Raw genomic sequence first — 25,945 nt, forward strand, 5'->3', positions numbered from 1 at the left:
AGGTTCTCACCTCGTCAACGTCTTTTTTTCGAAACATTTTCGAAAAGTCGACGTTGCCATACGGCCTGCCCTGGTTCGTCCTTCCGAAGAAGTCGGAACCACCAGCAGCCCGAACTCGATGGCCTCCTGCTCGAAGCAGGAGATCAACCCGCTGGCCTTCCTGGTGGAAGAAGCGGCCGATCAGCCTTCTTGTTCGGTGCTTCCGAACGCCGGGCCGAAGCCGCTGCGTCCGTCGCTGAGGGGGCATTTAAGCCCATCGCCGGAGAGCGCAACCCCCAAGTTCAAGTTTTTGCTCGGCTTTTCGGGCGCGCGCGAATCCTTATATATGGGCCCCCACGAAAAAAGTTTTGCGAGGGCCGAAAGCGGTCAGGCGGACTGGATGTACTGGCGCATCGCGTCGGCTTCCCGCTCGATATGATCGATTCGATACTTCACGAGGTCGCCGATCGAGACGAGGCCGGCGAGACGCCCGTTCTCGAGCACCGGCAGGTGACGGATCCGTCGCCGCGTCATCAGCGCCAGGGCGCCCAGCGCCCCATCGGTCGGAAGCACGGTGATGGCAGGCGAGGTCATCGCATCGGCGACCCGGCGCGTGCCGAGCTGCGAATCGCCATGACGGGCGAGGCAGGTGACGATGTCCCGCTCGGACAGGACGCCGATCGCCTCCCCTGCCGGATCGACCACGACCAGCGCGCCGATCTTGCGCCTGGTGAGCTCGGCGGCGGCATCGGCGAGAGTCGCCTCCTGCCCGATGGTAGCGACGTCCCGGCTTTTCCCGGCGAGAACCGCGGCGATGGTCATGGCAATTTCTCCTGCCCAACAGCTGCCCAACCCTGCTCGGGGTTGAAAGTCTCACCTTCCCCTCGCAAAGGGAAGCGCAGAAGCATGCCAAAGCCCGACCCCATCCCTTCGCTCCGCCGTTCGCAGTGGATCCGCTTCCGGCGAATCATGCGCTGGATGAGCGTGGCGGCGATCGCGGCAGCGGCGGCGGCGGTCTATTTCGTCAGCCAGGGCGACAGCGAGATGCATGTCCACATGCTGATCGCGACCGCACTCGGCGCCGGCCTGTCGGTACTGCTGGGCGCGGCGCTGATGACGCTGACCTTCCTCAGCGCCAGTTCGGGCCACGACGAGGAAGCGCATCGGACCGCCGACGAGACCATCATCGAGGACGACAAGATTTGACGACCAACGACCCCCGCCAGCCGACCCTTCGCGTGACCCCGGGGCCGAGCGACATCAACGCCAACGGGCACATCTTCGGCGGTTGGGTGCTGAGCCAGATGGACATCGCGGCCGGCATCGTCGCCGCGCGCCGGGCGCATGGCGCGGTCGCGACCGTCGCGATCGAGCGGATGGAATTCATCGCCCCGATCGAGCTGCGCGACCTCATCAGCGTCTATGCCGAGGTCGAGCGCGTCGGGCGGACCAGCATGGCGATCCGGATCGAGGTCATCGCCGACCGCGACGGCGGGGACCGGCAGGTGAAGGTGACCGAGGGGCTCTTCACCTTCGTCGCACTCGACGAGAGCCATCGCCCGCGGCCGGTCGACCGCCCGCTCTAGCGCTTCAAGCGATAGGTCAGCACGGCACGGCCATTGGCCGGCACGGTGACGATCCACAACGACTTGCCGTCGCGGCGGACGATCCGTGCGTCGGCCGCAAGTCTCGCGCCGTCGTCGACCCGTAACGCGACCTCGGCCGCGATCAGCACGGCGCGGTCGTTCGAAAGCTCGAGGCGGTAGCGGTCGGGCGCGGTGCTGGTGAGTTTTCCGCGAACCCCGGGCACCTCGTCGAGCGCGATCTCGACCTTTTCCCCGACGGCTCGGTCGGGCAGCTCGCCCTCGCCGATCAGGAGTGGCCGGGGTCCGCCTTCGCGCAGGACGATGACTCGCCCGGCAGGGAGCGGGAGGCCAAGGCCATCGGCGGTGCGGTTCTCCGCGCGCAGGACGAAATCGGCTTCGCGATCGCCGGGAGAATCCGCGCCGAAGGCGAGCGCATAGACGGGCTTCACCCGCACGGCCGGCTGGTCGATCAGCCCGACCTGTTTCTGGGCGTTGGCGGCGACCGTGACAGGCTCGGGGATCCGGTAGAGCTGGAGGTCGCCGAGCTGCTCGCGCTGGCTCATCATTTTCGACCCCGTGACGACGATCTCTTGCGAATCGCGTTCGGCCATCGGCGCGGCCATCATCGGTGCCGGCGGCGGCGGCGGCGGTGGCGGCGCCGCCGGGGGCGCGATTTCGGGAACGTCGCTGGTCGTGCCCTGCGGCCAGCATTTGAGGCGGAGCGCCGGCGCTTCGACCTCGGGAACCTCGGCATCCTCGCGATTGACGCGGCCCGCAACCGCCTGCGTGGTCGCATTGGCGAATGTCGTCTCGTCGGTGCTGGCGAGGGTCAGCCAGGCCTGCAGGTCGAGCGTGCGATCGTCGGCCGAGAGAGTGGCGATGTAATCCGCCTGCCAGTCGAACCCGGACGCGAGATAGGAAAGGGTGACGGTCGCGGTGAGCGCCTGGCGCGCACGGACCCGGACCGAGAGCGTCGGGCGGGCGCTCAGCCCCGCGGGTACGTTCGGAAAGGTGAGGGTTTCGGCGAGGCCCGTGCAGCGCAGCGCCTCGAAGCCCGCGGGCGTCTGGACGACCACCCCGCCGTTGCTGCCAGTGCGGACCACCGCGTCCTGCGTCACGACCTTGCCCGTGGCCTTGTCGGTGCGCCGAAGCGTGACGCGCTCGCCCAGCGAGCGGTCGACGAGGCTTCCGGCCGACAGCAGATAGGCGTCGCGGTTGCGCTCGAGCAGTCCGTCGGGAATCCCCGCGACGATCGCGCTCTGCGGGACGATGCCGCTGGCCACGCCCTCGAAGCGAAGCTCCGACTCGCCGGCGGGAATGCGGATGGTCCGCGTCTCGCTGATCAGCGCATAGCCGTTGAGCCAGTCGCGCTCGAGCGCATCATTGCCGCGCGACAGGTCGCGGTAGACGGTCACGCCGACCCGGTCGGGCCTTGGCGAAGTGACCACGTCCTCCGCGGCCGCCGCGACCGGCAGCAGCGCCAAGGCGAGCGCGAGGGAGCGCATGGCCGCCTGCGCCCTAGAAGCGCGTGTCGAAGGTGGCGGCGACGCTCGCCTCGCCACTGGCGGGCACGCTGACCTGCCACACCGCCTCGTCGGCCGAGCGGCGACTGCTCTTGAGGCTTTCCTCGGTGATTCGCGTGTCGCCCCACAGGCCGCTTTGCACGAGGGCCACGGTGACCGGCTTGGGCGAGGCGTTGGTCAGCTTGTAGCGGATCGTGGTCCGCCAGCGGCTTCCATCGGACGCGATTCGCGCGCGCTGCTCGACCGTCGGCTGGACCTTGATGTCGAAAGCCTGGCCGGTGGTGAGGCCGAGGTCGCTGCCCATTGGCGTGTGCCCGATCCGCGATTCGCCGACGAACTGGGGCGTGCCGCGGCTGTCGCGCTGATAGACCCGCACCGTGCCGGCCGGGAGCGCGTCGCCAAGCCCCTGCGAGCGGCTGGTCGAGAAGCGCAGCACGGAGTTGACGCTGATCGGCTGGTCGGACGAACCGAGCCACGGATTGTCATATTCGTAAGCGCGAGCAGCGGGCGTGCCCGAGACGTCGAGAAAGCTGACCTGCTTTTGCTGCGCCTGGGCGATCGTGGTCCGCTCGGGCAAGGGATAGAGATAATAGTCGTCGAGCCGCTCGCGCCCGGCGGTCTCGGTACCCGCGCGGCGGATCGGTGGCGGGGCGCCGTAATTGCGCTGGCCGCCCCCGACCGCGCCCGCGACCAAGACGACGTCGGCATTGCGGTAGGCGGTTCCGCTCTCGTTGTTGAGCGTGATCCAGCCCTGGACGTCCATCTTGCCCGCTGCCTCGTCGAACAAGGCGACATAGTCGGCGCTCCAGGCGAGCCCGGGCGTCAGATAGGTGAGGGTCAGCGGCTGGCGGCCGCCGCGGGGCGCGGTGAGCGTCACCGACAGGGTCGGGCGCGGGCGGAGGCCCTCGGGGACCTTGTCGAAGATGACCCGGACCGGAAGCCCGTCGTCGCGCAGCACCTCGATGCGATCGCCGATCTGGAGGACGACGCCGCCATTGGCCGCCAGCACGCGGGCGCGCTCGCGGGTTTCGGCGCCGGTCGCGGGATTGACGCGGACAAGCGTGATGATCTCGCCCACCGCCTTCTGCATCAGCGCGCTGGGGCTCAGCAGGTCATAGTCGAAGTTCTGCTCGACGATGCCGATGTCGCTGCCGGTGAGCGTGACGGTCTCGGCGCGGATCTGCGCGGAGACGTCGGGAAACTCCTGGCGCGACCGGCCGGCCGGCAGGGTCAACTCGCGCCGGTCCTGCACCAGCGCGAGATTGTTGTTGTAGATGGTGACCGCGACGTTGCCCTGGGCGCTCGCCTCGGGGCTCGGAATGGCGGTTTGCGCGGCCAGCGGTGCCGCGGCGGCAACCCCCAGGAGGCCGAGGATCAGGCGCATGCACAAACTCCTTCCCGAACGAACGGGAAGGAGCATGTGACCTTGTTACATGAACGTCAACCGAGCGTGACCGCTTGGCCGCTCAGCGTGGCTTGAAGGTCACGCGGCGGGCGCGATCTCGCCGTCATTGTCCTCGACGCGGGGCCGGCGCGTGCGGCGCTTGGGCTTGGGCGCCTCTTCGGCCTCCTCGAAGGACGTATCGCTGGCGACCGCGCCGATGGCGGGCGGGAGGAAGTCGGCGATTCCGACCGGCTGCTCCTGCTCGGGCTCGCCGGCGGGAGCCTGCGGCTGCTCCTCGTCGCGCGGACGACGCTCGAAGCGCTCGCGGCGCGGTCGATCCTCGCGGGGCCGCTCCTCGCGCGATCGCTCCTCGCGCGGACGGTCGTCGCGCTGGCGATCCTCGCGGGGACGACGCTCGAAGCGTTCGCCGCGCGGCTGGCGGTCCTGGCGGTCCTGACGTTCGGGGCGCTGCTGCTGCTGCTGCTGCTCGCCCATCTCCTCGTCGCCGTCGCCGTCCATCAGGTCGTCCTGATCGTCGTCGTCGTCGTCGTCGCGGCCGGGACGCTGGTCCTCGAAGCGCGAGCGGGTCTCGCCCAGGACGCGAAAATAGTGATCGGCGAACTGGAGGTAATATTCGGTCTGGACACGGTCGCCGGCGAGCTGCGCGTCGCGGGCCATGTTCTTGTACTTTTCGAGGAGCTGCGCGGCATTGCCGCGGCTACGCTGCCCGCGGTCGTTGCCGCCACCGCCGCCACCGATACCCTGCGGCCGCTGACCCCCACGACCGCGACGGCGGCCGTTCTGGCGATTGTTCATCAAGCGTGTTGTTCCTTGACCACTAGCGCCGAAACAATTCCTCGAAGCGCGTGAACCCTTGTGCGGACAGCGACCCGCTCGTCTGCCCGTCCCCTCTGTCGTCGATGTCGCGCCATCGGGCGCGCTGCAGGCGATTTCGTCGGGGGTCGCATCGGTCGGCGCCTTGGTGCGGACCGGTGCTGTATGGGATGTAGCCGCGCGAAGAGGCTTTTCCAAGCCCCCTAGCGATTCACCTCGATCAGCAGCGCGCGTGGGCGGTCGGCGAGATCGTGGGCGACGCGGGGCGCGAGGCCCTCGGCCACGAACAGCGCCGAGGCCGCTTCGGCCTGGTCATGCCCGATCTCGATGGCGGCGAGCCCGCCCGGGTTGAGCAGGCGCGCGATCTCGGGCGCAAGCCGGCGATAGTCGTCGAGGCCGTCCGGACCCGCGAACAGGGCCTCGGCCGGCTCGTGCTCGGCGACGCCCGGACCGAGCTCGGCATCCTCGGCGACGTAGGGCGGGTTGCACAGCAGAAGGTCGAACCGCTCGGTCACGCGCTTGGCCCAGTCGCCGCGGCGGAAATGGGCCCGCGGGGCGAGCCCGAGGCGCTCGGCATTGCGGACGGCATAGGCGAGCGCGGCCTCGCTCGCGTCGATGCCGAGCCCGGTGGCGCGGGGCCACTGGTCGAGCGCGGCGAGCAGCAGGGTGCCCGGCCCGGTGCCGAGGTCGAGGATCCGCTCGGGCCCGTCGCCCTTGCCGAAATGCTCGATCGCGGCCTCGATCAGCGTCTCGCTGTCGGGTCGCGGAATGAGGACTCCGGGACCGACCTCGAGCTCGATGTTCCAGAAGGCCCGGCGCCCGGTGATGTAGGCGACGGGCTCACCCTGGCAGCGGCGCTCGAGAAACTCTTCGAAGGCAGGCGGGATCGGAAGCGCCGGCGGGCGCAGCAGCAATTCGTCGCGCTCGATCCCGTAAGCGTGGGCGAGGAGCAGTTCGGCATCGAGCCGCGGCGTGTCGGTGCACTCGGGCAACCGGCGGGTGGCTTCGGCCAGGACGCGTTCGAGCGCCTTCACCTTATTGCTGCTCTTCCAGCCCGGCGAGCCGCTCCGCTTCGTCCTCGGCGATCAGCGCGTCGGTGAGTTCCTTGAGGCCCGGCCCTTCGAGGATCTCGGGCAATTTGTGGAGGGTGAGGTTGATCCGGTGGTCGGTCACCCGTCCCTGCGGGAAATTGTAGGTGCGGATTCGTTCGGAGCGGTCGCCCGACCCGACCATGGACTTGCGCGCGCCGGCGCGTTCACTCGCCAGCCGCTCGCGCTCGAGCTCGAACAGGCGGGTCCGCAGTACCTTCAGCGCCTTCGCCTTGTTCTTGTGCTGCGACTTCTCGTCCTGCTGGATGACGACGAGGCCGCTCGGCAAGTGGGTGATCCGGACCGCGCTGTCGGTGGTGTTGACCGACTGGCCGCCTGGCCCGCTCGACCGATAGACGTCGATCCGCAGGTCCTTGTCGTCGATCTGGACGTCGACTTCCTCGGCCTCGGGAAGCACCGCCACGGTCGCCGCGGACGTGTGGATCCGCCCGCCGCTCTCGGTCGCGGGGACACGCTGGACGCGGTGCACCCCGCTTTCGAACTTGAGGCGGGCGAAGACGCCGCTGCCGTTGATCGAGGCGACGGCTTCCTTGTAGCCGCCGACCTCGGACTGCGAGGCGCTGATGAGTTCGAACTTCCAGCCGTGCTCGTCGGCGAAGCGCTGGTACATGCGCAGCAGGTCGCCGGCGAACAGCGCGGCCTCGTCGCCGCCGGTGCCGGCGCGGACCTCGAGCATCGCCGCACGCTCGTCGGCCGAATCCTTGGGCAGGAGCTGGAGGGCGAGCGCGCGCTCGGCCTTGGGAAGCGCTTCCTCGATGAGCGCGAGCTCCTCGGCCGCCATGGCGCGCAATTCCTCGTCCCCGTCACGGGTCATCGCACCGAGGCTCTCGCGCTCGGCGCGGAGGCGGCGGACCTCGCGGGCGGCGGCGGCGACCGGCTCGATCTGCGCATATTCCTTGGACAGGCGGACGAAGGCGTCGGGGGCAAGATCGCCCGAGGCCATCATCGCGGACAGCTCCTGCCGCTTCGCCTCGATCTGGGCGATCCGTTCGGACGAGATCTGCGTCATGCGGTGGCGCGTTCGCGCTCGAACAGCTCGCCCGCGCGAACGGCGTCGCCGTTGTTCTCGTCGAGGAGCTTCAGCCCGGCAGTGGGCGCGCCGTCGCGGACGTCGAAGCTGACGATCGCGGGCGGATTGGTCTTCATCGCCCGCTGGTAACGCTTGCGCGGGCTGCCGGTGACGAAGGCTTCGGCGGCCACCTCACGGCGGCGGAGCTGCGCGACGAAGCGCAATGCATCGGCATCGCGCTCGGCATTTTCGGCGACCACCGCGACCGGAACCGCCACGGCCGGCGCGTCGATCATCATGCTCAGCCGCTCGATCCCCGCGGCCCAGCCGATGGCGGGGGTGTGCGGACCGCCGAGCGCCTCGACCAGGCCGTCGTAGCGGCCGCCGGCGAGGACGGTGCCCTGCGCACCAAGCTTGTCGGTGACGAACTCGAACGCGGTGTGGCGGTAATAATCGAGGCCGCGGACGAGCCGCGGGGCGCGCTCCCACCGGACGCCCGCAGCATCGAGGCCAGCGCAGACCGCGGCGAAGAAGTCGCTCGCTTCCGCCGTCAGATAGTCGTCGATCACCGGCGCCGAATCGACGATCGGCCAGTCCTGGTGAGCCTTGCTGTCGAGGATCCGGACGGGATTTCGGTCGAGCCGGTCGCGGCTGTCTTCGCTGAGGTCGGCGCGGTGCGCGGCGAAATGCGCGTGGAGCGCGTCGCGCCAGGCCGAGCGGGTCGCCGGATCGCCGAGGGTGTTCAGCTTGCAGACGATGGTGTCGCCGAGCCCGAGCTCGCGGAGCAGTTGGTCGGCGAGGCTCAGCACCTCGACGTCGGCCTGCGGCTCGGCGGCGCCGAGAATCTCGGCGTCGAGCTGGTGGAACTGTCGGAATCGGCCCTTCTGCGGCCGCTCATACCGGAAGGCGGGGCCATGGGTCGCGACCTTGAGCGGCGCGAATTGCTGCCATCCTTCGGTCAGGAAGGCCCGCGCGATGCCGGCGGTGAATTCGGGGCGCAGGGTGACGTTGTCGCCCGAGCGATCCTCGAAGCTGTACATCTCCTTGGAGACGACGTCGGTGGTTTCGCCCAGCGAGCGGGCGAACACCGCGGTCGGCTCGAGCACGGGCATCTCCACCCGCTTGAAGCCGAACAGTCGCCGGACGCGGTCGAAGGTCGCGACAACATGCGCGAAGCGGTCCGCATCCTCGCCGAGCAGGGACTGCATTCCGCGGATGGGTTGGGGGGTCGAGATTTGGGCCATAAACTTCGGGCTGCCCACTAGCGGGTGCCGGCTCGCATGGCTAGGCGTGGCCCATGCGTACGATAGTCCTGCTCGCGGCGCTCGCCGCTTCCGTCTCGACCTCCGCCCTTGCGCAGAACAGCGCACCGACGGCGATCTTCCCCGTCAACTCCGTGCCCGCCCCGCGCGACGTGCCCTACCCCGGCACGATGCAGCTGGAGGTGGACGTCACCGACAGCGACCGGGCGATCATGAACGTCCGCCAGGTCATCCCGGTGGCGCAGGCGGGCGATCTCGTCCTGCTGCTGCCGCGCTGGCTGCCGGGCGCGCACGGACCGGACCAGAGGCCCGACAAGCTCGCCGGGCTCGTCATCCGCACCGCCGAGGGCGCGGTTCTGCCGTGGACCCGCGATACCGTCGAGACCAGCGGTTACCGCGTGACCGTCCCCGCCGGAACCCGCTCGATCGAAGCCCGCTTCTCCTTCGTCTCGCCGACCCAGCCGAACCAGGGCCGGATCGTCATGACCCCGTCGATCACCAACGTGCAGTGGGAGAATGTCTCGCTCTACCCGGCGGGCTATTACACCCGGCAGATCCCGGTCGAGGCGACGCTCATCCTCCCGGCCGGCTGGCAGGCCGCGACGGCGCTGCGCCCGAACGGCGCGGCGGCGGGCACCGGCAACCGGGTGCGCTACGGCACCGTTTCCTACGAGACGCTGGTCGATTCGCCGGTTTTCGCGGGCCGCTATTTCCGCAAGGACGACCTCGGCCACGGCGTGACGCTGAACAGCGTTGCCGATGCTCCCGAGGAATTGAAGATCCCGGCCGACGTGCTGGCCAAGCATCGCAGCATGGTCGACCAGGCGATCAAGCTGTTCGGCGCGCGCCACTTCGACCATTATGACTTCCTGAACGCGGTCACCGACGAACTGGGCGGCATCGGGCTCGAGCACCATCGCTCGACCGAGATCGACACCTCGCTCGGCTATTACACCGACTACGACAAGCATCCGTACGACCGGAACGTCTTCCCGCACGAGTTCACGCACAGCTGGGACGGCAAGTTCCGCCGCGGCGCGGACCTGTTCACGCCCGACTACCAGACCCCGATGCGCAACAGCCTGCTGTGGGTCTACGAGGGCCAGACGCAATTCTGGGGTACCGTCCTCGAGGCGCGCGGGGGCATGACGCCCAAGCAGGACATCCTCGATCGGCTGGCGATGACCGCGGCGAGCCTCGACACGCTTCCGGGCAAGTCGTGGCGGCCGCTGCTCGATACGACCAACGACCCGATCATCCAGAACCGCGCGCCCGAGCCGTGGGGCAGCTACCAGCGCTCCGAGGATTATTACAACGAGGGCATGCTGATCTGGATCGAGGCCGATGCGATCATTCGCGGCGGCACCAGGAACAAGCGCGGCATGGACGATTTCGCCAAGGCCTTCTTCGGAATCCGCGACGGCGACTGGGGCACGCTCACCTACACCCGTGACGAGGTGATCGCGACGCTGAACCGCGTCTATCCCTATGACTGGAAGACCTTCCTCGCCGAGCGGGTGGACGAGGTTCGTCCGCGCGCCCCGCTCGATGGCTTCGTCAAGTCGGGTTACCGCCTCGATTACACCGACACGCCGACCGCGGCCTGGCGGTCGCGCGAGGCGCTCGGCAAGAGCCTCGACCTCTCCTACTCGCTCGGCATGAGCGTTCGCGCGGGCAAGATCGGCGGCGTGAAGTGGGGCAGCCCGGCGTTCGCCGCAAAGCTCCGCACCGGCGACGAGATCGTGGCGATCGGCGAGCGCGCCTATTCGGACGACGCCTTGCGTAACGCGGTGCGCGATGCCAAGGGCACCACCAACCCCATCCGCCTGACCTACAAGCGCGGTGACGCGGTGCGTACGCTGGCCATTCCTTATTACGATGGCCCGCGGTACCCGCGCTTCACCAAGGTCGGGACCGGCAAGGGCGCACTCGACATCCTGCTGGAGCCAAAGTGAACCTCGAACTCGTCCCCGCCGGCATCAATCCGCCCGAGCAAATCAACGTCTTCATCGAAGTGCCGATCGGCGGCGAGCCGGTGAAGTATGAGCTCGACAAGAAGTCGGGCGCCATCTTCGTCGATCGCATCCTGCACACCGCGATGCGCTATCCGGCGAACTACGGCTTCGTGCCGCACACGCTCGGCGAAGACGGCGATCCGCTCGACTGCCTGGTGATGAACCGCTGGCCGTTCATGCCGGGCTGCGTCGTCCGCGCGCGGCCGGTGGCGGTCTTGTTCCTCGAGGACGAGGCCGGCGGCGACGAGAAGCTGCTGGCGGTGCCCGACGTCAAGACGACCCCTTATTACGAGGACGTCAGCGAGGGCGACCACCTCCCCAAGATCGTGCTCGACCAGATCGCGCACTTCTTCACCCACTATAAGGACCTCGAGCCCGAGAAGTGGACCCGCGTCGGTCGCTGGGGCGGCCGCGAGGAGGCGATGCAGGTCATCGTCGACGGCCTCGAACGGGCCAAGCGCGAAGGCTTCTGAAACTGAAAAGGGCCCCGGTGACGAACCGGGGCCCTTTTTTGTCGGTCAGTTCGGGCGGCGGCCCTGCTGGCCTTCCTGGATCACGCTCCGGATGAAGCGGGTCGGCACGAACAACTTGCGGAAGGTGATCCCGACGGTCCGGCCGATCGGCTCGAGGCGATCGGGCTGGTAGGCGAAGGGAATCACCCCGCCGCTTCCGCCGCGGACCTTGGGCCGGGCGTTGAAGACGTTGTTGATCTCGAACCGGACCGTGCTCCCACGGAAGAACGGCGCCTTGGTGACGAGGTCGAGCCGCTCGCCGAGATTGGCGAAGAGGCGCAGGTCGAGATCGGCGTAGGAGCCGAAGCGCAGATTGTCCCCGGCCGAGGCGACGCGGGTCGCGCTGCGCCAGTTGGCCTCGGCGCGAAGACCGATGCCGTTGTTGTAATAGCCGCCCTCGACTTGGACCTGGTGGCGCGGACGACCGCCATTGGCGCCGGCCGCTTCGCCGCTCAGATAGTCGAGCTTGGGAAGACCCGGGCCAATGATGAGTTCGTCGTTGAAGGTGACCGTGTGGGTCGCCGACAGGTTGAGACGGCCGCCGCGCCCGCCGGCCCCGAACGGACCGCCGCCGCCACCGCCGCGGCCACCACCACCGAAGCGGAAACCGCCGCCGCCCGGACCGCCCGGGGGGGGCGGCGCGGCGCCGTCGGCGGGGGGAGGCGGCGGGGGCGAATCGCCGCCGGGTGCTGCCGGGGTCGGGGTCGGGGTCGCCGCGGGTGCGGTTCCAGTCCCGGGCTGCGCCCCGGGAACCGGGAACTGGTTGCCGAAGCGCTGGCGGGCCTGCTGGACCAGCCGATTGATCGTCTCGGCCGAGGGCCGCTTGGTCTTGAGCTGCTTGTTGAAGTCGAAGCCCCAGCGCAAAGTGTCGCGGCGCGAGTAGTCGGCGTTGACGGGTCGCAGGTCGACGCTGAGTAGCTGGCCCGACCCGTCGCGGATGAAGCGGCTCGGGAAAGCGGCCTCGAGCGCGGCGGTGGCGGCAGGGAAACTGATCTGCGGCCGGTCGACGCGCTCGTGGACGAATTCGGCGCGAAGATTGAGCCCAGGCTCGTCCGACAGCCGGTAGTTGCCGCCGATCTTGAACACGTTGCGACGATCGGCGTCGAGCGCGGGATTGCCCCCGGTCACCGTCGTCACCGACACCGTCTGCCCGCGCACCGCGTCAAAGAAGGGCACGCCGGTGGTCTCGAGGAACGGATCGCCGAGCTGCTGAAGCGAGGGGGCGCCTTCTTCACGGGTGAAGCTGGCGAGGAAGTTCAGCTTGGGGTCGGGCGACCAGTTGAGTCCGGCGCCGAGGCTGGTCAGCGTTCCGAAGTCGCTGAGCTGGTCGATCCCCCCGTTCAGATTGGCGGTCAGGCGCCCGATCTTCGACGCGCGCTCGGTGAGCGGCAGGTCGACGCTGGCGGAGCCCTCGGCGATCTGACGGTCGAACTTGCTCCTGACCGGCGTCCCGGCGCGCTGGCTTCGGCTGTCGATCGAAAGCGCGCTTACGCCCGCCTTCACCGTGATGTTCGAGGTGCCGGCGGGAAGCGTCATCAGCGGACCGGTCGCGGTCCCGTCGAGGCTGATCGTGCCGCGGCGCGAACGCGATTCGTCCAGGCGGACAGGCGTATCGCTGTTGCTCTCGGCATAATCGACATTGGCGGTGCCCGAGAGGCGCCACTTGTCCTTCTGCCCGTTGACCGACGCGCCGAAGCCGAGCGTGTTGCTGGTGGTCGTGCGGCGGATGGGGTCGGTCGACAGCAAGCCGAGGGCGCTGGTGCCGCGCGTGCGCGACGCCTCGCCGGTCAGGGTGCCCGTGAAGACCTTGCTGATCGGGCGGCTGATCGTGCCCGACAGGTTCACCGCCTGCTGCGCACCGACCAGGGTGCGGAAGGGGCGGCTGTCGATGGGCTCGCCGACCCGCGCCGAAATGTCGCGTTCGGTCTCGTAGAGCGGATTGTTGCCGTTGATCCGGATGTTGCCGCTGGTGCGCGTGTCGTCGCGGATCGTAAGCCGACCGACATTGGCACGGCCGCTGGCATAGCCGCCGTCGGTGGCGACCTGCCCGCCGACCTCGACATTGGTCGAGTTGAAGCGGCGGCGAAGGACGATGTTCACCACCCGCTGGTCGGCGGAATAGCCGTATTTGAGCGCGACTTCCTCCGGCAGGATCTCCATCCGCTGGATCGCTTCGGGGGGAAGGTCGCGAAGCTCGCGGAAGCCCGAGATGCGCTGTCCGTTGAGGAGGACCACCGGCGGGCCGCTGCTCCGGCCGCGCGCCGATCCGGTCTGCGCTGCGACCGAATCGAGCAGTTCGGAGATGCTGGTCGCGCCGGTCGCGCGGATGTCGCGGCTGTCGAGGACGTTCTCCGCCGGGATGTTGCCGACCACCGAGCCGCGCGGGCGCTGACCCGTGACGGTGATCTCGCCTTCCTCGCTCTCCTCCTCCTCACTCGCCGGCGCGGGCGCGGGCTGCGCCTGGGCCGTCGTCGCGGGCGCGGTCGGCGCGGTCTGGGCCGCGGCCGGAACGGCGAGCAGGGCGGTCGAGGCAAGGAGGAAGGATTTCATGAAGGCGCAAGTTCTCAGCTGTGAATGTGTTCCGCCGCCTTGTGCGCTTCCGCTGAACCTGAAATGTCTTGGCACAACGTCTTTCGACAAACGGGAGTCCTCACTTGACCAACGGCCTTCGTGCGCTGCCTCTCGCTGCTCTGCTCCTCGCCGGATGCGCGACAACGACGACCGCGCCGCCGCCTGCCATGGCGGAAACGGTCAATTCCGGCGCTCCGCCGACCGTCCCGCCGCCCCCGCCGCCGATGATGGGTCCGGCGGAGAGCACCGTTGCCGCCGCGATCGACCGGATCAACGGGCGCGACGCCGAGCTCGGCGCGGTGATTGCGGTGATGCCCGACGCGCGCGAACAGGCGCAGCGGATCGACCGGCTGCGGATCGCGCCCGGCCCGCTCACCGGCAAGCCGATCCTGATCAAGGATAATGTCGAAGTCGCCGGCCTCCCGACCACCGCCGGAAGCCTTGCGCTCGCCGGCAACAACACCGGCCGCGACGCCCCCCTCGTGGCGAGGCTGCGTCAGGCGGGCGCGGTGATCCTCGGCAAGACCAACCTTTCCGAATGGGCGAACATCCGCTCGACCGCGTCCATCTCGGGCTGGAGCGCGGTCGGTGGCCAGACCCGCAACCCCTACGCCCTCGATCGCAATACCTGCGGCAGCTCGAGCGGCAGCGGCGCGGCGGTCGCGGCAGGCTATGTCGACTATGCGATCGGGAGCGAGACCGACGGGTCGATCACCTGTCCGTCGAGCTTCAACGGCGTGGTCGGGCTGAAGCCGACCTTGGGCTTCGTCTCGCGCACGCATGTCGTTCCGATCAGCCACTCGCAGGACACCGCCGGGCCGATGACCCGGACGGTCCGGCAGGCGGCCGAGATCATGAACGCCATCGCCGGCAGCGATCCCGCCGATCCCGCCACCAAGGACGCCGACGCGCACCGCTCGGACTTCACCGCCGGACTCTCGGCCGATGCGCTCAAGGGTCAGCGCGTGGCGGTGCTGCGCTTCGCGGGCGGGTTCGGCACCAACGCCCTGTTCGACGCGGCGGTGGCGAGGCTGAAGGCGGCCGGTGCCGACGTGGTCGAGGTCAAGGACTTCAAGCCGTCGGGCAACTTCGGCGACGACGAATTCAAGGTGCTGGTCGCCGAGCTCAAGACTGACCTCAACGCCTATCTAGCGAGCAGTCCCGCCGCGATCCCGAAGACGCTGGCCGAGGTCATCGCCTTCAACGAGGCACAGGCCGCCGCGGAAATGCCGTTGTTCGGGCAGGAAATCTTCGAGATGTCCGAGAAGACCAAGGGTGTCGACGATCCGGCCTACGCCAAGGCGCGGGCGAACAGCCTCGCAATTGCCACTAAGGATCTCGACCGCCTGCTCAAGGACAATAAGGCAGTGGCGCTGGTCTTCCCGACCTATCCGGCGGCGTGGAAGATCGATGTCGTCAACGGCGACGTGTCGAACGGTGGAAGCAATGTCGGATCGATGGCGGCGGTGGCGGGCTATCCGCACCTGACGGTGCCGATGGGGTTGCTGCGCGGCTTGCCGGTGGGCCTGAGCTTCGTCGGGCCGCGCTGGTCCGACGCCAAGCTTCTCGCGCTCGGCAGCGCCTACGAGGCCGCGCGCGGCGAACTTCCGCGTCCGCGCTTCCTGCCGAGCATCGAGGCGGCGCCCGAATATGCGCCGTCACTCGGGCGGCAGACGGTCAGGCCGTAAGCTTCAATCCCGCGATCGCGCCGACCACCACCAGAATCAGCAACAGGCGAACAGTGGTGGTCGGCTCGTCGAAAAAGGCCATGCCGACCAGCACCGTCCCGATTGCGCCGATCCCACCCCAGACGGCATAGGCCGTCCCCATCGGGATTTCGCGCGCCGCACGCTCGAGCAAGGTCATCGAAGCGGTGACGCTGATGAGGAAGGCGAGCGTCCACGGCCAATTGCGAAAGCCCTCGACGAAGCGGAGCGAGGTGGTGAAGCCGACCTCGAACAGGCCGCCGAGGATAAGAAGAGCCCAAGCCATGGCGACGCTCTAGCCCCGCCTGTCGGCGAATTCACTAGACATGGCATCACGGGCCCGATTCACTGCCCCGCAATGGCCCGAACCAACCTCGTCCCGCCGCGCTTTCTCGCCTTTCTGGCCGTGCTGGCGGGCGGCTGCGCGCTGCTGGTCCCGAAGCTGGGGCTCGAGCGCGGGACGCTGGCCGGGTTCGACATTGCGGCCCTGGTCTTCCTCGCGAGCACGATCAGCCTGTTCGACGACAGCGCCGACGAAATGCGCCAAGCGGCGGCACGCAACGACGGCAACCGTCTCCTCCTGCTGCTCGTCAGCGTCGTGCTGGGCCTCGTGATCGGCGCCGCAACCGTGTCGATGCTGGTCGCCAAGGACGAGCTCACCATGCCCGACAAGTTGCTGGTGACGGGGTCGCTGGTGCTGGTGTGGTTCTTCGCCAACGCGGTCTTCGCGCTTCACTATGCGCATCTCTATTATCTGTCGGGCAAGGATGGCGACTGCGGCGGGCTCGAGTTTCCGGGCAAGGAGCCGCCGGACTTCAGCGACTTCGTCCACTTCGCCTTCACGGTCGGGGTCGCGGTGCAGACCGCCGACATCCAGATCAGCGCGCGGCGCATCCGGCGGATCGTGACCGTGCAGGCGATCACGGGCTTCTTCTTCAATCTGTTCGTGCTCGCGCTGACCGTTAACGTGCTCGCGGGCGGCTAGGGCGTTCCCTCGACCATCGGCGAGGCATGCCGCACCCTGCGCGTGGCAAGCAGGCACCCCGCGACGATCAGCGCGCCGCCGAGAATGGTGCTGAGGCCAAGCTCCTCGCCGTAGACGACCGCACCGAGCAGTGCCGCCCAGACGAAGGCGCTATATTCGATCGGCACCAGCGCCTGCGCCTCGGCCCGGCCATAGGCCCAGCTCAGGAGCGCAAGGCTCGAGATGGTGAGCGCCGAGGAGAGGACGAGGAGCGGCCACTGGGTCCCGCTCGGCAGCAGGGTCGCCGGCGGCGCGACGACCATCAGCACGGGCAGGCCGAGCGCCAGCCACCCGCCCGAGATCAGCGACTGGAAGAAGGTCACTTCGGCCGGCGCCGCGACCTGGCTCTGCTGGCGCATCAAGATGAGGTTCCAGGCGTAGAGCGTCGCCGAGAACAGGATCGCCGCGACCCCGTCGAGATGCCGCTCGCCCGCCGTGCCGAGGCGCGAGGCGACCAGCACGGCGACGCCTGCAAGGCCGAGGAGCGACGCGCCGATGGTGCGGGCGCCGATCTTCTCCTTGAGGAGAAGCGCGGCGAGAAAGAGCGCGATCAGCGGCGCGATGAAGCTCAGCGCGATCGCTTCGGCCATGGGCAGGCGTGCGAGGCCATAGAACCAGGTCACCGCCATCACCGCCGACACGCCGCCCCGCATCAGATGAAAGCGAAGCGCCGCCCGGCCCGGCCAGCCTTGCCGGTCTCGAAGATAGAAAGGCGCCGACAGGCTGACGCCGAAGACCTGCCGCCAGACCATCGCGACATAGGCGCCGAGCGCGGCCGACAGCCCCTTCATCGCCGCATCCATGCCCGCGAACAGCGCGATTCCGAGCGCTGCCGCGGCGAAGGGCAGAAGATGGCGATGGCGCGACATCCTGCAGCGACTAGGACGCGTCGGGCGCGAGGCCAAGCGGCCTAGCGCAGCGTCATCACATCGCCGCGAACCGTGACTTCGGGGAACTGGCTGAGGAAACTTTGTCCGAGGAGGTTGGTGCTGGCGCCGTCGACGACTGCCGCCTGCATGCCCTCGACGGTGCGACCGCCGAGACGGACCCGATCGAGCTTGACGAACTGCCCGGTGAGCGCGCCGCCAGCGCCTTCGCCGACCACGCCGCTGCCGCTCGGGTCGAGGAGGACCCCCGCCCGGCGCGCATCGGCCTCGGTCATGGCGATGCCTGTTGCGCCGGTGTCGATCATGAACTCGACACTGGTCCCATTGACGTCGACGTCGGCGTAGAAGTGGCCGTTTTGGGCCCGGGTCAGCCGGACTTCGCTTCCCGCGGCGGAGGCGCTCGACGGCGAACTGCTGCTTCCCCAGCCGCGTGAGCTCGAGGGCGTCGTCGTCGGGGCGTTGTCGTCGCCGAACCAAGGCTCGGCGGCGGGGGCCGCGGCCGTGTTGCCTTCAGGCGCCCGCGAGCGGCCGGGCATCATGGCGCCGACCATGGTCGCGACGATGACGATGATGAAGAGCCCGCGCATCATGACCGCCCGAGCTTAGGCGGACGCGGTAAAGAAGTGGTTCCTATTCGGCGGCGTCGAGGGCGGGCTGCTTGGCCGCTTCGGCGGCTTCGATCTCGGCCGCCTTGGCCTCGACCAGCCGGACGATATGATCGACCATGCCCTCGTCGGCGACATGGTGGTCGGTCACGCCCGAGAGGTAGACCATGTGCTTGCCATTGCCGCCGCCGGTCACGCCGATGTCGGTCTCGCGCGCTTCGCCCGGCCCATTCACGACGCAGCCGAGGACCGACAGGCTCATCGGGGTGCGGATGTGCTGGAGCCGTTCCTCAAGCTTCTCGACCGTACGGATCACGTCGAAGCCCTGCCGCGCGCAGGACGGGCAGGAGACGACCCGGACGCCGCGGCTTCGGACGCCAAGCGTCTTCAGCAATTCGTAGCCGACGCGCACCTCTTCCTCGGGCTCGGCCGAGAGCGAGACGCGCAGGGTGTCGCCGATCCCGCTCCACAAGAGCATGCCGAGGCCGACGCTGCTCTTCACCGTCCCACCGATCAGGCCGCCCGCTTCGGTGATGCCGAGGTGAAGCGGGCAATCGACCTGGGCGGCGAGCTCGGTGTAGGCGGCGACCGCGAGGAACACGTCGCTGGCCTTCACCGCGACCTTGTATTCACGGAAATCGTGGTCCTCGAGAATGCGAATATGGTCGAGCGCGCTTTCGACCAGTGCCTCGGGGCAGGGTTCGCCATATTTTTCGAGAAGGTCCTTCTCGAGGCTTCCGGCATTGACCCCGATGCGGATCGCGCAGCCATTGGCCTTGGCCGCGCGGACGACCTCGGCGACGCGCTCGGACGAGCCGATGTTGCCGGGGTTGATGCGCAGGCAGGCGGCGCCGGCGTCGGCCGCTTCGAGCGCGCGCTTGTAGTGGAAATGGATGTCGGCGACGATCGGCACGGTCGACGCGCGGACGATTTCCTTCAGCGCAGCCGTGCTCTCGACGTCCGGACAGGAGACGCGGATGATGTCGGCCCCGGCCTCCTCGCAGCGGCGGATCTGGTCGATCGTCGCTTTCGCATCCGAGGTCAGCGTGTTGGTCATGGTCTGGACGGTGATCGGCGCGTCGCCACCGACCGGCACGTTGCCGACCATGATCTGGCGGGACTGACGGCGCTCGATGTGGCGCCACGGACGAAGTGCGGACATGGCGTTCATATAGAGGGCCGGCGTGACAACACCAAGGCGGGACTTGCCAGTGGGTTAGCGGGCGCTAGAGGCTTGAGCCGTGCCGATCTTCCGCTTCCTGGCAGCGCTGCTCGCGCTGGCTGCCGCCGCTCCCGCGCCCGCTTATTGGGAATATACCCACCGTACCGTCGCGAGCATCGCGATGGCCGAGGTCCAGCCCGCGACTCGGGCGAGGATCCAAGCGCTGTTGCGCGAGGGCGCCCGGCTAGAGACGCCCGAATGCCCGACTCGCACGATCGAGGACGCCAGCGTCTGGGCGGACTGCATCAAGCCGTTGGGCGACCGCTTCAGCTACCAGTCGAGCTGGCACTATCAGAACGTCAACGTGTGCAAGCCGTTCGACCTCAAGAGCGCGTGCAAGGACGGCAATTGCGTGTCGGCGCAGATCGAGCGCAACGCGCGCCTCCTTGCCGACAAGAGCCTGCCGGTACGCGAGCGGGTGATGGCGCTGGCCTATCTGGTCCACTTCGTCGGCGACCTTGCGCAGCCGATGCACGGCGGCGACAAGGGCGACCTCGGCGGCAACCGCGTGCCGGTCGCTTATGGCATCGTCAGCGGGAACGCCAATCTCCACGGCATCTGGGACGGCTGGATCCCCGAACGCGCGGTGACCACGCCGCCGGGCGGTGCGAAGGGGCTGCTGGCCGGCCTGACCCGAGCTCAAAAGGCGGAGCTCGCCAGCGGGACGGTCGAGGACTGGAGCCGCGCCGCGTGGGAGAACAGCCGGAAATATGCCTATGGCACGATCCTCGGCGACCCCTGCCGCACACTCGGCAAGGACGAGCGTCCGACGCTGAGCGAAGCGCAGCTGCAGAGCCTCATTCCAGAGGTCCGGCGCGAGGTCACCGCCGGTGGCCTCCGCCTTGCCCGCTTGCTTGACGACGCGCTTCTGCGCGGGCTGGCGCCCGGGCAGAAGAAGCCGGCCGCCGACTAACGCTTCACGAACGTCGCTACCGCATCGACGATTTCCGGGGCGACCGGAAGGCTCGGATCGGCATAGGTCGCGATGTTCGCGGCTTGGTCGAGCGGCGCGACCTTGAGCACGTGATTGACGCCCGGGACCAGCACGAGCTTCGCCTTGGGCTGCGCGGCGGCGAGCGCTTTCGCATCGGTGACCTTGGTCTGGAGGTCGGTCTCGCCCTGCACGATCAGCAACGGCAGTTTCACCGAGGCGGCGAGTTTCGCCGGGTCGTAGGACAGGAGATCCTTGTAATAGCCCTGCACCTGCGGCGCGAAGACGCGCGGCAGCGGTCCGGGGAGATCGGCCGGAGACACGTCCCGCCCCGCTTCGAGCGCCGCGATCGCCTTGAGCGCAGGCTCGAGGATCGGCGCATTGGCGGGGTTGGCGCGAAATTGCTCGCGCATCACGTCGCCGAGCTTTCGTCCGGCGCCAGACATGCTGACTATTCCGCAGACCCCGGCCGGTTTCTGCGCGGCAGCGAGGGCGACGAGGCTGCCTTCGCTATGGCCGAGAACCCAGACGCATTTGGCGCCGGTCTGCTTGCGGATGGTGCCGACCCAATTGGCCACGTCGCCGGCATAGTCGGCGATCGTCACCTTGTTGCCGTCGGCGACTGCCGTCTTGCTTCCGAACATCCCGCGCTTGTCGATCCGGACGGTCGAGATGCCCTTGGCGGCGAGCGCTTCGGCGAGCAGCCGGTAGGGCGCGGCGGTGATGCCGAGCGGGCTGTTGCCGTCGCGGTCGGTCGGGCCCGATCCGGGAATGATGAGGACGATCGGCTTGCCCTTGCCGGCGTCGATCATCGTCCCCGCCAACGCGCCCTGGGGACCTGCTGCGGTGACTTCGATCGGCGGCTTCGCTCCGGCCAATGCCGCTGCGAGGATCAGTCCGGTTACCATCGTCATTGCTCTTCTCCCCAACGCCACCGCCAACCACCCCGCGTGGTGCGCCACACGACGCCCACGAAGATGATCGTCAGGGGTATCATGATCAACTTCGTCCGATCGCCATGGCCGCCCCAAAGCGTCACGCAGACGACGAGGGCGACGACATAGACAGCGGTGATCGCCCAGCCCTGCCAGGCGATCGGCAGACCTGCGCCAATGCCGAACCGGCGCGGCGCGAACCATTCCGGGCCGTCACTCATCGCCACCCTCCTTGGGCGGACGGCCACGCCGGACCGGCTTGGGGTCCGACAGCCGCACACCCCGCGCCTTCAGCGCTTCGCGCAGCAGGCATTCGACTTCGGCGTTGGCGGAGCGGAGATTGGCCGTGGCGCAGCGCTCGACCGCGGACCAGAGATCCGGATCGACTCGCAGCGGGAAGGCTTTCCGCTCCGCCATGCGCTTACTGGTAAAGCGTGCCGGTGTTGACGACGGGCTGGGTGTCGCGCTCGCCGCACAGCACCACCATCAGGTTCGAGACCATCGCCGCGCGCCGCTCGTCGTCGAGCTCGACGACATTCTTCTCGCTGAGCATGGCGAGAGCCATCTCGACCATCCCGACCGCGCCTTCGACGAGAGTCTTGCGAGCCGCGACCACCGCCTGCGCCTGCTGACGACGCAGCATCGCGCCGGCAATTTCCTGCGCGTAGGCCAGGTGCGTGAAGCCGCATTCGTCGACGCTGATCCCCGCGACCGCGAGCCGCGCGTTGAGCTCGGCGCGAAGCTCGGCGCCGACCTGGTCGTGATTGCCGCGCAGCGTCACTTCGAGATGCTCGAAATCGTCATACGGGTAGCGCGAGCCGATGGTGCGGATCGCCGCCTCCACCTGGACATTCACGAACGCCTTGTAGTCGTCGACGTCGAATAGCGCCTGCGCGGTATCGACCACGCGCCAGACGATCTGCGCCGCCATCTCGATCGGATTGCCGCGCAGGTCGTTGACCTTGATCTTGTCGCTGATGAAGTTGTTGGCGCGAACCGACACCTTGCGCCGCATCTCCCACGGCCACACCCAGCGCAGGCCCGTCACGCGATCGGTCCCCTTGTACGAGCCGAACAGCGTCAGCGCCGCGGCCTGATTGGGCTGCAGCATGTAGAAGCCGGTCAGGACGAAGACGAGCAGCACCGGCGGCGCGATCACGCTGAAGAGGTCGAAGCCGCTCGGGTCACCGGTCGATCCGGCAAGCCGAGCGATCGCGCCGACCTGCAGAACGATGAGGGCGAGCAGCAACACCAGCATGATGTAGCCACTGAACGTTTGCGCCGGACGCTCCCGGCTGGAAGTGAGGTGAACGGTCCCCTGTTCGGACATTGATGCCTCCATAAACTGATATCATTTATATATAGCCTTCGTGCGTTGCGCAAGTGGGGCGCTTGCGGCAAGGGACGCCGCGATGACGAATTGGTCCCTGGTGATCCACGGCGGCTGCGGCGCGCTCCAACTGACCCTCGAGGAGGAGGAGGCTGGCCGTGCCGGCCTCGGTGCCGCGCTCGATGCGGGAACAAGGGTGCTTGCGGCGGGCGGCGCGGCCATCGAAGCAGTCGAAGCGGCGGTCCGGATGCTCGAGGACGATCCCGCCTTCAACGCCGGCCGCGGCAGCGTGCTCAATGCCGACGGCAAGATCGAGCTCGACGCGGCGATCATGGACGGACGCGAGCGCTGCGCCGGCGCGGTCGCCGCGCTGACCACCATCCGCCATCCCGTATCGGCCGCGCGCGCGGTGATGGACGAGAGCCCGCACGTCTTCCTCGCGCAGGACGGCGCCGAGGAATTCGCCCGGCTCCACGACCTCGAAACCGTCGATCCCTCGTGGTTCGAGATCCCCGCCCGCCGCGAGGCGCTCGAGAAAGTGCAGGCGAGCGGCGCGGGCTTCGACCTCGACGTCAAATACGGGACCGTCGGCGCGGTGGCGGTCGATTCGGACGGCCATGTCGCCGCGGCCACCTCGACCGGCGGGCTGACCGCCAAGAAGTGGGGCCGGATCGGCGATTCGCCGCTGATCGGCTGCGGCACCTATGCCGATGACCGCTCCTGCGCGGTGAGTTGCACGGGCGCGGGCGAACTCTTCATCCGCGCCGCCGCCGCGCACGAGGTCGGCGCGCGCATGCGGCTGGGCGGCGAATCGCTGCAGCAAGCGGTCGACGCGGTCCTCGCCGACGTGATGGCCTTGGGCGGAAAGGGTGGCCTCATCGCCGTCGCGCCCGACGGCGGCATGGCCTGGGGCTATACGACGCGCGGCATGTACCGCGCGCGCGCCACCGCCGATGGGCATCGGAGCATTGCCGTTCATGACGCTTGAGGAAGCGCGCCCCGCCGACGCCCCCGCGCTGCATCGCCTGGTCGAGCGTGCCTATCGCGGCGACACCGCGCGCGCCGGCTGGAGCCATGAGGCCGACCTCCTGACCGGTCCGCGCACCAGCGAGGACGAAATCGCAGGCTTCATCGCCGATCCGACCCGCCATCTCCTCGTCGCGCGCAACGGCGAGGGCGGCATCTGCGCCTGCGTCCTGCTCCACGACAAGGGCGACGGCCTCTTCTACCTCGGGATGCTGACGGTCGAACCGGCAATCCAGGGTGGCGGCATGGGCAAGGGACTGCTCGCGGCGGCCGAAACGCACGCGCGCGATGCCCTTGGCGCGACTCGGATGGAGATGCAGGTCTTCAGTCGCCGGCGCGAATTGCTCGCCTTCTACGATCGCCGCGGCTACCGGCCGACGGGCGAGCGGCGGCCCTTTCCTTATGCCGAGTGGCCGCAGTCGGGCGCCTTGTTCGACGACCTCGAATTCTTGGTCCTCGAAAAGCCGCTCTAGGTCACCATCCCGACGAGGGTCGCGAGCTTGTCGGCTTCGTGCGCCGGCTTGTCCTTGCGGATTCGCGCGATGCGGGGAAAGCGCATCGCGACGCCCGAGCGGTGGCGCTTGCTGAGGTGGATCGAATCGAAGGCGACCTCGAAGACGAGCGTCTTCTCGACCTCGCGCACCGGTCCGAAGCGGTTGACCGTGTGGCGCCGGACAAAGCGGTCGAGCCATTTCAGCTCTTCGTCGGTGAAACCCATATAGGCCTTGCCGACGGGCAGCAGTTCGCCGTCATCGGCCCAGCAACCGAAGGTGAAGTCCGAATAGAAGCTCGAGCGCTTGCCGCTTCCGCGCTGGGCATACATGACCACGCAATCGGCGGTCAGCGGATCGCGCTTCCACTTGTACCAGAGGCCGACGCGCCGCCCCGAGACGTATGGCGCGTCGCGGCGCTTGAGCATCATCCCCTCGATCGCAGCGTCGCGGGCACCGGCGCGGATCTCGGCGAGCTGCGCAAAGTCCTCGGCCTCGATCAGTTGCGACAGGTCGAAGCGCTCGGGGTCGAGCCGGTTCATGAAGCCTTCGAGGCGCCCGCGCCGCTCGGACCAGGGAAGGGTGCGCAGGTCTTCCTCGCCGTCGAACAGCAGGTCGTAGAGCCGAACGAAGGCAGGGAATTCCTCGCGCGTCTTGGCGCTGACAACCTTTCGGCCGAGCCGCTGCTGGAGGGCATTGAAGCTCGCGGCCGAACCGCCATGCTCGTCGAGTCCCTGGCCAGCGCCGCGTACCAAGAGTTCGCCGTCAAGCACGCCGGGAACGGAAAAGGATTCGGCGACCTCGGGAAAGCTGCGGGTCACGTCGTCGCCGGTGCGGCTGTAGAGCCGCGTTTCGCCGCCGGCATGGACGATCTGCAGCCGGATTCCGTCCCACTTCCACTCGGCCGCATAAGCGTCGAGGTCGAGCTCGGCATCCTCGAGCGGGTGCGCGAGCATGAAGGGCCGGAAGACGGGGATGTCCTTCGCCAGCGGCTGCGCGCCGCGCCCCTCACCCCAGGCGAACAATTCGAGATAAGGCGGCTTGAGCCCGTGCCACACCTCTTCCACCGCCTCGACATCGAGTTCGAAGGCATCGGCGAAGGCTTGCTTCGAATTGCGTGCGCTGATCCCGACGCGAAGCTCGCCCGTCGCGAGCTTGAGGAGCGCAAATCGTCCCGAGGCGTCGAGATGGTCGAGCATCGCGGTCAGCACGGCCGGCGCGTCCGAGCGGCTCGCGGCACGAAGTCGCTCGACCGCCTCGGTGATGGTGATCGTCCCGTCGTCGAGTTCACCTTCGGGCGACGGCCAGAGCAGCGAGACCGTCTCGGCAAGGTCGCCGACATAATTGTGGCTCATCCGGAGGAGAAGCGGGTCGACCCGTTCCGATGCGAGCGCGCGAATCACCGCGCCCTTGATGTGCGGAATGTCGAGCGTGCCGGTCAGCGCCGCCAACGCATAGCCGCGATCGGGATCGGGCGTGCGCCGGAGATAATCGCCAATGAGCTTGAGCTTCGCCAGCCGCGAACGCGTGTAGACGAGGGCGTCGAGCAACTGCGAGAAGGCGCGCATGGCGCCCTAATGCGCGAAGGGCGAGCGCGGGTCCGAAACGACTTTGTGTCTGGCCTTTAGTTGAGGCGCATCGCGATGGCGGCGAGCACCGCCTGCCGCTCGGCGGCCGACTGCGCCCCCAGCGCGTCGCCCGCGCGGTCGAGGCAGGCGGCGGTGGCGACCCGGCACCCGGGCAGGAGGGCGAGTTGCGATGACAGGTGCGCCAGCCCCTCGATCGCATGGAGCCCGGCGCGGTCGGCCTCGCCGCGGATCGCGTCCATTCTGGCATGGATGTCGAGCGGGCTCAGCGCGTCGGCACGGGTGCGGATGTCGTGCAGCCGGCGCTGCAGGTCGTGGCGGAGGTCGTCGAGCGATTCGCGCATGCTTCACCTCTTGTCGGTCGCCCGAGAGTGCGCCCGTCTGGTAAACAGTGGCCTAATCGGCCATTCTTACCGGA

The 25,945-nt window shown here is 68.5% G+C and carries 27 protein-coding genes; 9 read left to right on the top strand and 18 right to left on the bottom strand.

Features of this window, described 5'->3' with window-relative positions; all coding sequences use genetic code 11:
• Positions 1-366: 366 nt before the first annotated feature.
• Positions 367-801: a CBS domain-containing protein gene (locus tag ABD693_RS03785; protein WP_344695667.1), complete on the bottom strand. Its 435-nt coding sequence runs from the start codon at positions 799-801 to the stop codon at positions 367-369.
• An 84-nt stretch (positions 802-885) separates the two neighbouring features.
• Here ABD693_RS03785 and ABD693_RS03790 point away from each other — a divergent pair, with 84 nt between their 5' ends.
• Both ABD693_RS03790 and ABD693_RS03795 read left to right on the top strand, forming a co-directional pair.
• Entirely contained in the window at positions 886-1,185 is a 300-nt protein-coding gene (locus ABD693_RS03790; RefSeq protein ID WP_344695668.1) for a hypothetical protein, read from the top strand.
• On the top strand, positions 1,182-1,565 hold the full coding sequence (locus tag ABD693_RS03795; RefSeq protein WP_344695669.1) for an acyl-CoA thioesterase: 384 nt from the start codon (positions 1,182-1,184) through the stop codon (positions 1,563-1,565). The genes ABD693_RS03790 and ABD693_RS03795 overlap by 4 nt, the downstream gene beginning before the upstream one ends.
• Here ABD693_RS03795 and ABD693_RS03800 read toward each other — a convergent pair.
• From ABD693_RS03800 to hisS, 6 genes are all read right to left on the bottom strand, one after another.
• Complete coding sequence (locus ABD693_RS03800; RefSeq protein WP_344695670.1) at positions 1,562-3,070, bottom strand: DUF4139 domain-containing protein; 1,509 nt, start codon at positions 3,068-3,070, stop codon at positions 1,562-1,564. The two genes, ABD693_RS03795 and ABD693_RS03800, sit on opposite strands and share 4 nt — an antisense overlap.
• Before the next feature lie 13 nt (positions 3,071-3,083).
• Positions 3,084-4,472, bottom strand: coding sequence for a DUF4139 domain-containing protein (locus tag ABD693_RS03805; RefSeq protein ID WP_344695671.1), 1,389 nt, complete (start codon positions 4,470-4,472; stop codon positions 3,084-3,086).
• Between the two features lie 99 nt (positions 4,473-4,571).
• Positions 4,572-5,288, bottom strand: coding sequence for a DUF4167 domain-containing protein (locus tag ABD693_RS03810; protein ID WP_425567247.1), 717 nt, complete (start codon positions 5,286-5,288; stop codon positions 4,572-4,574).
• Positions 5,289-5,509: 221 nt separating this feature from the next.
• On the bottom strand, positions 5,510-6,340 hold the full coding sequence (gene prmC, locus ABD693_RS03815) for a peptide chain release factor N(5)-glutamine methyltransferase (protein WP_344695673.1): 831 nt from the start codon (positions 6,338-6,340) through the stop codon (positions 5,510-5,512).
• Position 6,341: 1 nt separating this feature from the next.
• Positions 6,342-7,424 carry a peptide chain release factor 1 gene (gene prfA / locus ABD693_RS03820; RefSeq protein WP_344695674.1) on the bottom strand — a complete coding sequence of 361 codons (1,083 nt, stop codon included), beginning with the start codon at positions 7,422-7,424 and terminating at the stop codon, positions 6,342-6,344.
• On the bottom strand, positions 7,421-8,668 hold the full coding sequence (gene hisS, locus ABD693_RS03825; RefSeq protein ID WP_344695676.1) for a histidine--tRNA ligase: 1,248 nt from the start codon (positions 8,666-8,668) through the stop codon (positions 7,421-7,423). Before hisS ends, prfA begins: the two co-directional genes overlap by 4 nt.
• A 53-nt stretch (positions 8,669-8,721) precedes the next feature.
• Between hisS and ABD693_RS03830 the strand changes: the two genes are divergently transcribed.
• Positions 8,722-10,641, top strand: a complete 1,920-nt coding sequence (locus tag ABD693_RS03830; RefSeq protein ID WP_344695677.1) for a M61 family metallopeptidase — start codon at positions 8,722-8,724, stop codon at positions 10,639-10,641.
• The gene (ppa, locus tag ABD693_RS03835) at positions 10,638-11,174 is read left to right on the top strand and encodes an inorganic diphosphatase (protein WP_344695678.1); all 537 of its coding nucleotides are present in this window, start codon (positions 10,638-10,640) and stop codon (positions 11,172-11,174) included. The genes ABD693_RS03830 and ppa overlap by 4 nt, the downstream gene beginning before the upstream one ends.
• A 45-nt stretch (positions 11,175-11,219) precedes the next feature.
• Here the strand turns inward: ppa and ABD693_RS03840 are convergent, their stop codons facing one another.
• Positions 11,220-13,763 (bottom strand): TonB-dependent receptor plug domain-containing protein, encoded by a 2,544-nt coding sequence (locus tag ABD693_RS03840; RefSeq protein WP_344695679.1) that lies wholly within the window; start codon positions 13,761-13,763, stop codon positions 11,220-11,222.
• 104 nt (positions 13,764-13,867) lie between these two features.
• Between ABD693_RS03840 and ABD693_RS03845 the strand changes: the two genes are divergently transcribed.
• On the top strand, positions 13,868-15,472 hold the full coding sequence (locus ABD693_RS03845; RefSeq protein WP_344695680.1) for an amidase: 1,605 nt from the start codon (positions 13,868-13,870) through the stop codon (positions 15,470-15,472).
• Here the strand turns inward: ABD693_RS03845 and ABD693_RS03850 are convergent.
• Complete coding sequence (locus ABD693_RS03850) at positions 15,462-15,776, bottom strand: DMT family transporter (protein WP_344695681.1); 315 nt, start codon at positions 15,774-15,776, stop codon at positions 15,462-15,464. The genes ABD693_RS03845 and ABD693_RS03850 overlap by 11 nt on opposite strands.
• 72 nt (positions 15,777-15,848) lie before the next feature.
• Here ABD693_RS03850 and ABD693_RS03855 point away from each other — a divergent pair, with 72 nt between their 5' ends.
• The gene (locus tag ABD693_RS03855) at positions 15,849-16,475 is read left to right on the top strand and encodes a DUF1345 domain-containing protein (RefSeq protein ID WP_344695682.1); all 627 of its coding nucleotides are present in this window, start codon (positions 15,849-15,851) and stop codon (positions 16,473-16,475) included.
• Here the strand turns inward: ABD693_RS03855 and ABD693_RS03860 are convergent.
• The 3 genes from ABD693_RS03860 to ispG are packed head-to-tail and all read right to left on the bottom strand — an operon-like array spanning position 16,472 to position 19,168.
• Entirely contained in the window at positions 16,472-17,383 is a 912-nt protein-coding gene (locus tag ABD693_RS03860) for a DMT family transporter (protein ID WP_344695683.1), read from the bottom strand. The genes ABD693_RS03855 and ABD693_RS03860 overlap by 4 nt on opposite strands.
• 41 nt (positions 17,384-17,424) lie before the next feature.
• A complete protein-coding gene (locus ABD693_RS03865; protein ID WP_344695684.1) occupies positions 17,425-17,991 on the bottom strand; it encodes a retropepsin-like aspartic protease family protein in 567 nt (188 codons plus the stop codon).
• Positions 17,992-18,031: 40 nt separating this feature from the next.
• Entirely contained in the window at positions 18,032-19,168 is a 1,137-nt protein-coding gene (ispG, locus tag ABD693_RS03870; protein ID WP_344695685.1) for a flavodoxin-dependent (E)-4-hydroxy-3-methylbut-2-enyl-diphosphate synthase, read from the bottom strand.
• Between the two features lie 79 nt (positions 19,169-19,247).
• Here ispG and ABD693_RS03875 point away from each other — a divergent pair, with 79 nt between their 5' ends.
• Positions 19,248-20,141 carry a S1/P1 nuclease gene (locus ABD693_RS03875; RefSeq protein ID WP_344695686.1) on the top strand — a complete coding sequence of 298 codons (894 nt, stop codon included), beginning with the start codon at positions 19,248-19,250 and terminating at the stop codon, positions 20,139-20,141.
• Here the strand turns inward: ABD693_RS03875 and ABD693_RS03880 are convergent.
• Genes ABD693_RS03880 through ABD693_RS03895 form a run of 4 tightly spaced genes read right to left on the bottom strand, consistent with a single transcriptional unit; the run spans position 20,138 to position 22,424 of the window.
• A complete protein-coding gene (locus tag ABD693_RS03880) occupies positions 20,138-21,073 on the bottom strand; it encodes an alpha/beta hydrolase (protein ID WP_344695687.1) in 936 nt (311 codons plus the stop codon). The genes ABD693_RS03875 and ABD693_RS03880 overlap by 4 nt on opposite strands.
• The gene (locus ABD693_RS03885; RefSeq protein ID WP_344695688.1) at positions 21,070-21,315 is read right to left on the bottom strand and encodes a hypothetical protein; all 246 of its coding nucleotides are present in this window, start codon (positions 21,313-21,315) and stop codon (positions 21,070-21,072) included. The genes ABD693_RS03880 and ABD693_RS03885 overlap by 4 nt, the downstream gene beginning before the upstream one ends.
• Positions 21,308-21,511: a type II toxin-antitoxin system antitoxin gene (locus ABD693_RS03890; RefSeq protein WP_344695689.1), complete on the bottom strand. Its 204-nt coding sequence runs from the start codon at positions 21,509-21,511 to the stop codon at positions 21,308-21,310. The genes ABD693_RS03885 and ABD693_RS03890 overlap by 8 nt, the downstream gene beginning before the upstream one ends.
• Before the next feature lie 4 nt (positions 21,512-21,515).
• A complete protein-coding gene (locus ABD693_RS03895; RefSeq protein WP_344695690.1) occupies positions 21,516-22,424 on the bottom strand; it encodes an SPFH domain-containing protein in 909 nt (302 codons plus the stop codon).
• An 82-nt stretch (positions 22,425-22,506) separates the two neighbouring features.
• Between ABD693_RS03895 and ABD693_RS03900 the strand changes: the two genes are divergently transcribed.
• Both ABD693_RS03900 and ABD693_RS03905 read left to right on the top strand, forming a co-directional pair.
• Positions 22,507-23,412 (top strand): isoaspartyl peptidase/L-asparaginase family protein, encoded by a 906-nt coding sequence (locus ABD693_RS03900; protein WP_344695691.1) that lies wholly within the window; start codon positions 22,507-22,509, stop codon positions 23,410-23,412.
• A complete protein-coding gene (locus tag ABD693_RS03905) occupies positions 23,402-23,923 on the top strand; it encodes a GNAT family N-acetyltransferase (protein WP_344695692.1) in 522 nt (173 codons plus the stop codon). The genes ABD693_RS03900 and ABD693_RS03905 overlap by 11 nt, the downstream gene beginning before the upstream one ends.
• Here ABD693_RS03905 and ABD693_RS03910 read toward each other — a convergent pair.
• On the bottom strand, positions 23,920-25,509 hold the full coding sequence (locus tag ABD693_RS03910; RefSeq protein ID WP_344695694.1) for a cisplatin damage response ATP-dependent DNA ligase: 1,590 nt from the start codon (positions 25,507-25,509) through the stop codon (positions 23,920-23,922). The genes ABD693_RS03905 and ABD693_RS03910 overlap by 4 nt on opposite strands.
• Before the next feature lie 56 nt (positions 25,510-25,565).
• Positions 25,566-25,871: a hypothetical protein gene (locus tag ABD693_RS03915; RefSeq protein WP_344695695.1), complete on the bottom strand. Its 306-nt coding sequence runs from the start codon at positions 25,869-25,871 to the stop codon at positions 25,566-25,568.
• Between the last annotated feature and the right edge of the window lie 74 nt (positions 25,872-25,945).

Source organism: Sphingomonas rosea (genome assembly GCF_039538065.1).
Classification (GTDB): domain Bacteria; phylum Pseudomonadota; class Alphaproteobacteria; order Sphingomonadales; family Sphingomonadaceae; genus Sphingomicrobium; species Sphingomicrobium rosea.

What these genes read in the sequence shown, in the direction of transcription:
- ABD693_RS03785 (WP_344695667.1), bottom strand. Translation starts at nt 801, where the DNA reads ATGACCATCGCCGCGGTTCTCGCCGGGAAAAGCCGGGACGTCGCTACC.
- ABD693_RS03790 (WP_344695668.1), top strand. Translation starts at nt 886, where the DNA reads ATGCCAAAGCCCGACCCCATCCCTTCGCTCCGCCGTTCGCAGTGGATC.
- ABD693_RS03800 (WP_344695670.1), bottom strand. Translation starts at nt 3,070, where the DNA reads ATGCGCTCCCTCGCGCTCGCCTTGGCGCTGCTGCCGGTCGCGGCGGCC.
- ABD693_RS03805 (WP_344695671.1), bottom strand. Translation starts at nt 4,472, where the DNA reads ATGCGCCTGATCCTCGGCCTCCTGGGGGTTGCCGCCGCGGCACCGCTG.
- ABD693_RS03810 (WP_425567247.1), bottom strand. Translation starts at nt 5,288, where the DNA reads ATGAACAATCGCCAGAACGGCCGCCGTCGCGGTCGTGGGGGTCAGCGG.
- prfA (WP_344695674.1), bottom strand. Translation starts at nt 7,424, where the DNA reads ATGACGCAGATCTCGTCCGAACGGATCGCCCAGATCGAGGCGAAGCGG.
- hisS (WP_344695676.1), bottom strand. Translation starts at nt 8,668, where the DNA reads ATGGCCCAAATCTCGACCCCCCAACCCATCCGCGGAATGCAGTCCCTG.
- ABD693_RS03830 (WP_344695677.1), top strand. Translation starts at nt 8,722, where the DNA reads ATGCGTACGATAGTCCTGCTCGCGGCGCTCGCCGCTTCCGTCTCGACC.
- ABD693_RS03840 (WP_344695679.1), bottom strand. Translation starts at nt 13,763, where the DNA reads ATGAAATCCTTCCTCCTTGCCTCGACCGCCCTGCTCGCCGTTCCGGCC.
- ABD693_RS03850 (WP_344695681.1), bottom strand. Translation starts at nt 15,776, where the DNA reads ATGGCTTGGGCTCTTCTTATCCTCGGCGGCCTGTTCGAGGTCGGCTTC.
- ABD693_RS03855 (WP_344695682.1), top strand. Translation starts at nt 15,849, where the DNA reads ATGGCCCGAACCAACCTCGTCCCGCCGCGCTTTCTCGCCTTTCTGGCC.
- ABD693_RS03860 (WP_344695683.1), bottom strand. Translation starts at nt 17,383, where the DNA reads ATGTCGCGCCATCGCCATCTTCTGCCCTTCGCCGCGGCAGCGCTCGGA.
- ABD693_RS03865 (WP_344695684.1), bottom strand. Translation starts at nt 17,991, where the DNA reads ATGATGCGCGGGCTCTTCATCATCGTCATCGTCGCGACCATGGTCGGC.
- ispG (WP_344695685.1), bottom strand. Translation starts at nt 19,168, where the DNA reads ATGTCCGCACTTCGTCCGTGGCGCCACATCGAGCGCCGTCAGTCCCGC.
- ABD693_RS03880 (WP_344695687.1), bottom strand. Translation starts at nt 21,073, where the DNA reads ATGACGATGGTAACCGGACTGATCCTCGCAGCGGCATTGGCCGGAGCG.
- ABD693_RS03885 (WP_344695688.1), bottom strand. Translation starts at nt 21,315, where the DNA reads ATGAGTGACGGCCCGGAATGGTTCGCGCCGCGCCGGTTCGGCATTGGC.
- ABD693_RS03890 (WP_344695689.1), bottom strand. Translation starts at nt 21,511, where the DNA reads ATGGCGGAGCGGAAAGCCTTCCCGCTGCGAGTCGATCCGGATCTCTGG.
- ABD693_RS03895 (WP_344695690.1), bottom strand. Translation starts at nt 22,424, where the DNA reads ATGTCCGAACAGGGGACCGTTCACCTCACTTCCAGCCGGGAGCGTCCG.
- ABD693_RS03900 (WP_344695691.1), top strand. Translation starts at nt 22,507, where the DNA reads ATGACGAATTGGTCCCTGGTGATCCACGGCGGCTGCGGCGCGCTCCAA.
- ABD693_RS03905 (WP_344695692.1), top strand. Translation starts at nt 23,402, where the DNA reads ATGACGCTTGAGGAAGCGCGCCCCGCCGACGCCCCCGCGCTGCATCGC.
- ABD693_RS03910 (WP_344695694.1), bottom strand. Translation starts at nt 25,509, where the DNA reads ATGCGCGCCTTCTCGCAGTTGCTCGACGCCCTCGTCTACACGCGTTCG.
- ABD693_RS03915 (WP_344695695.1), bottom strand. Translation starts at nt 25,871, where the DNA reads ATGCGCGAATCGCTCGACGACCTCCGCCACGACCTGCAGCGCCGGCTG.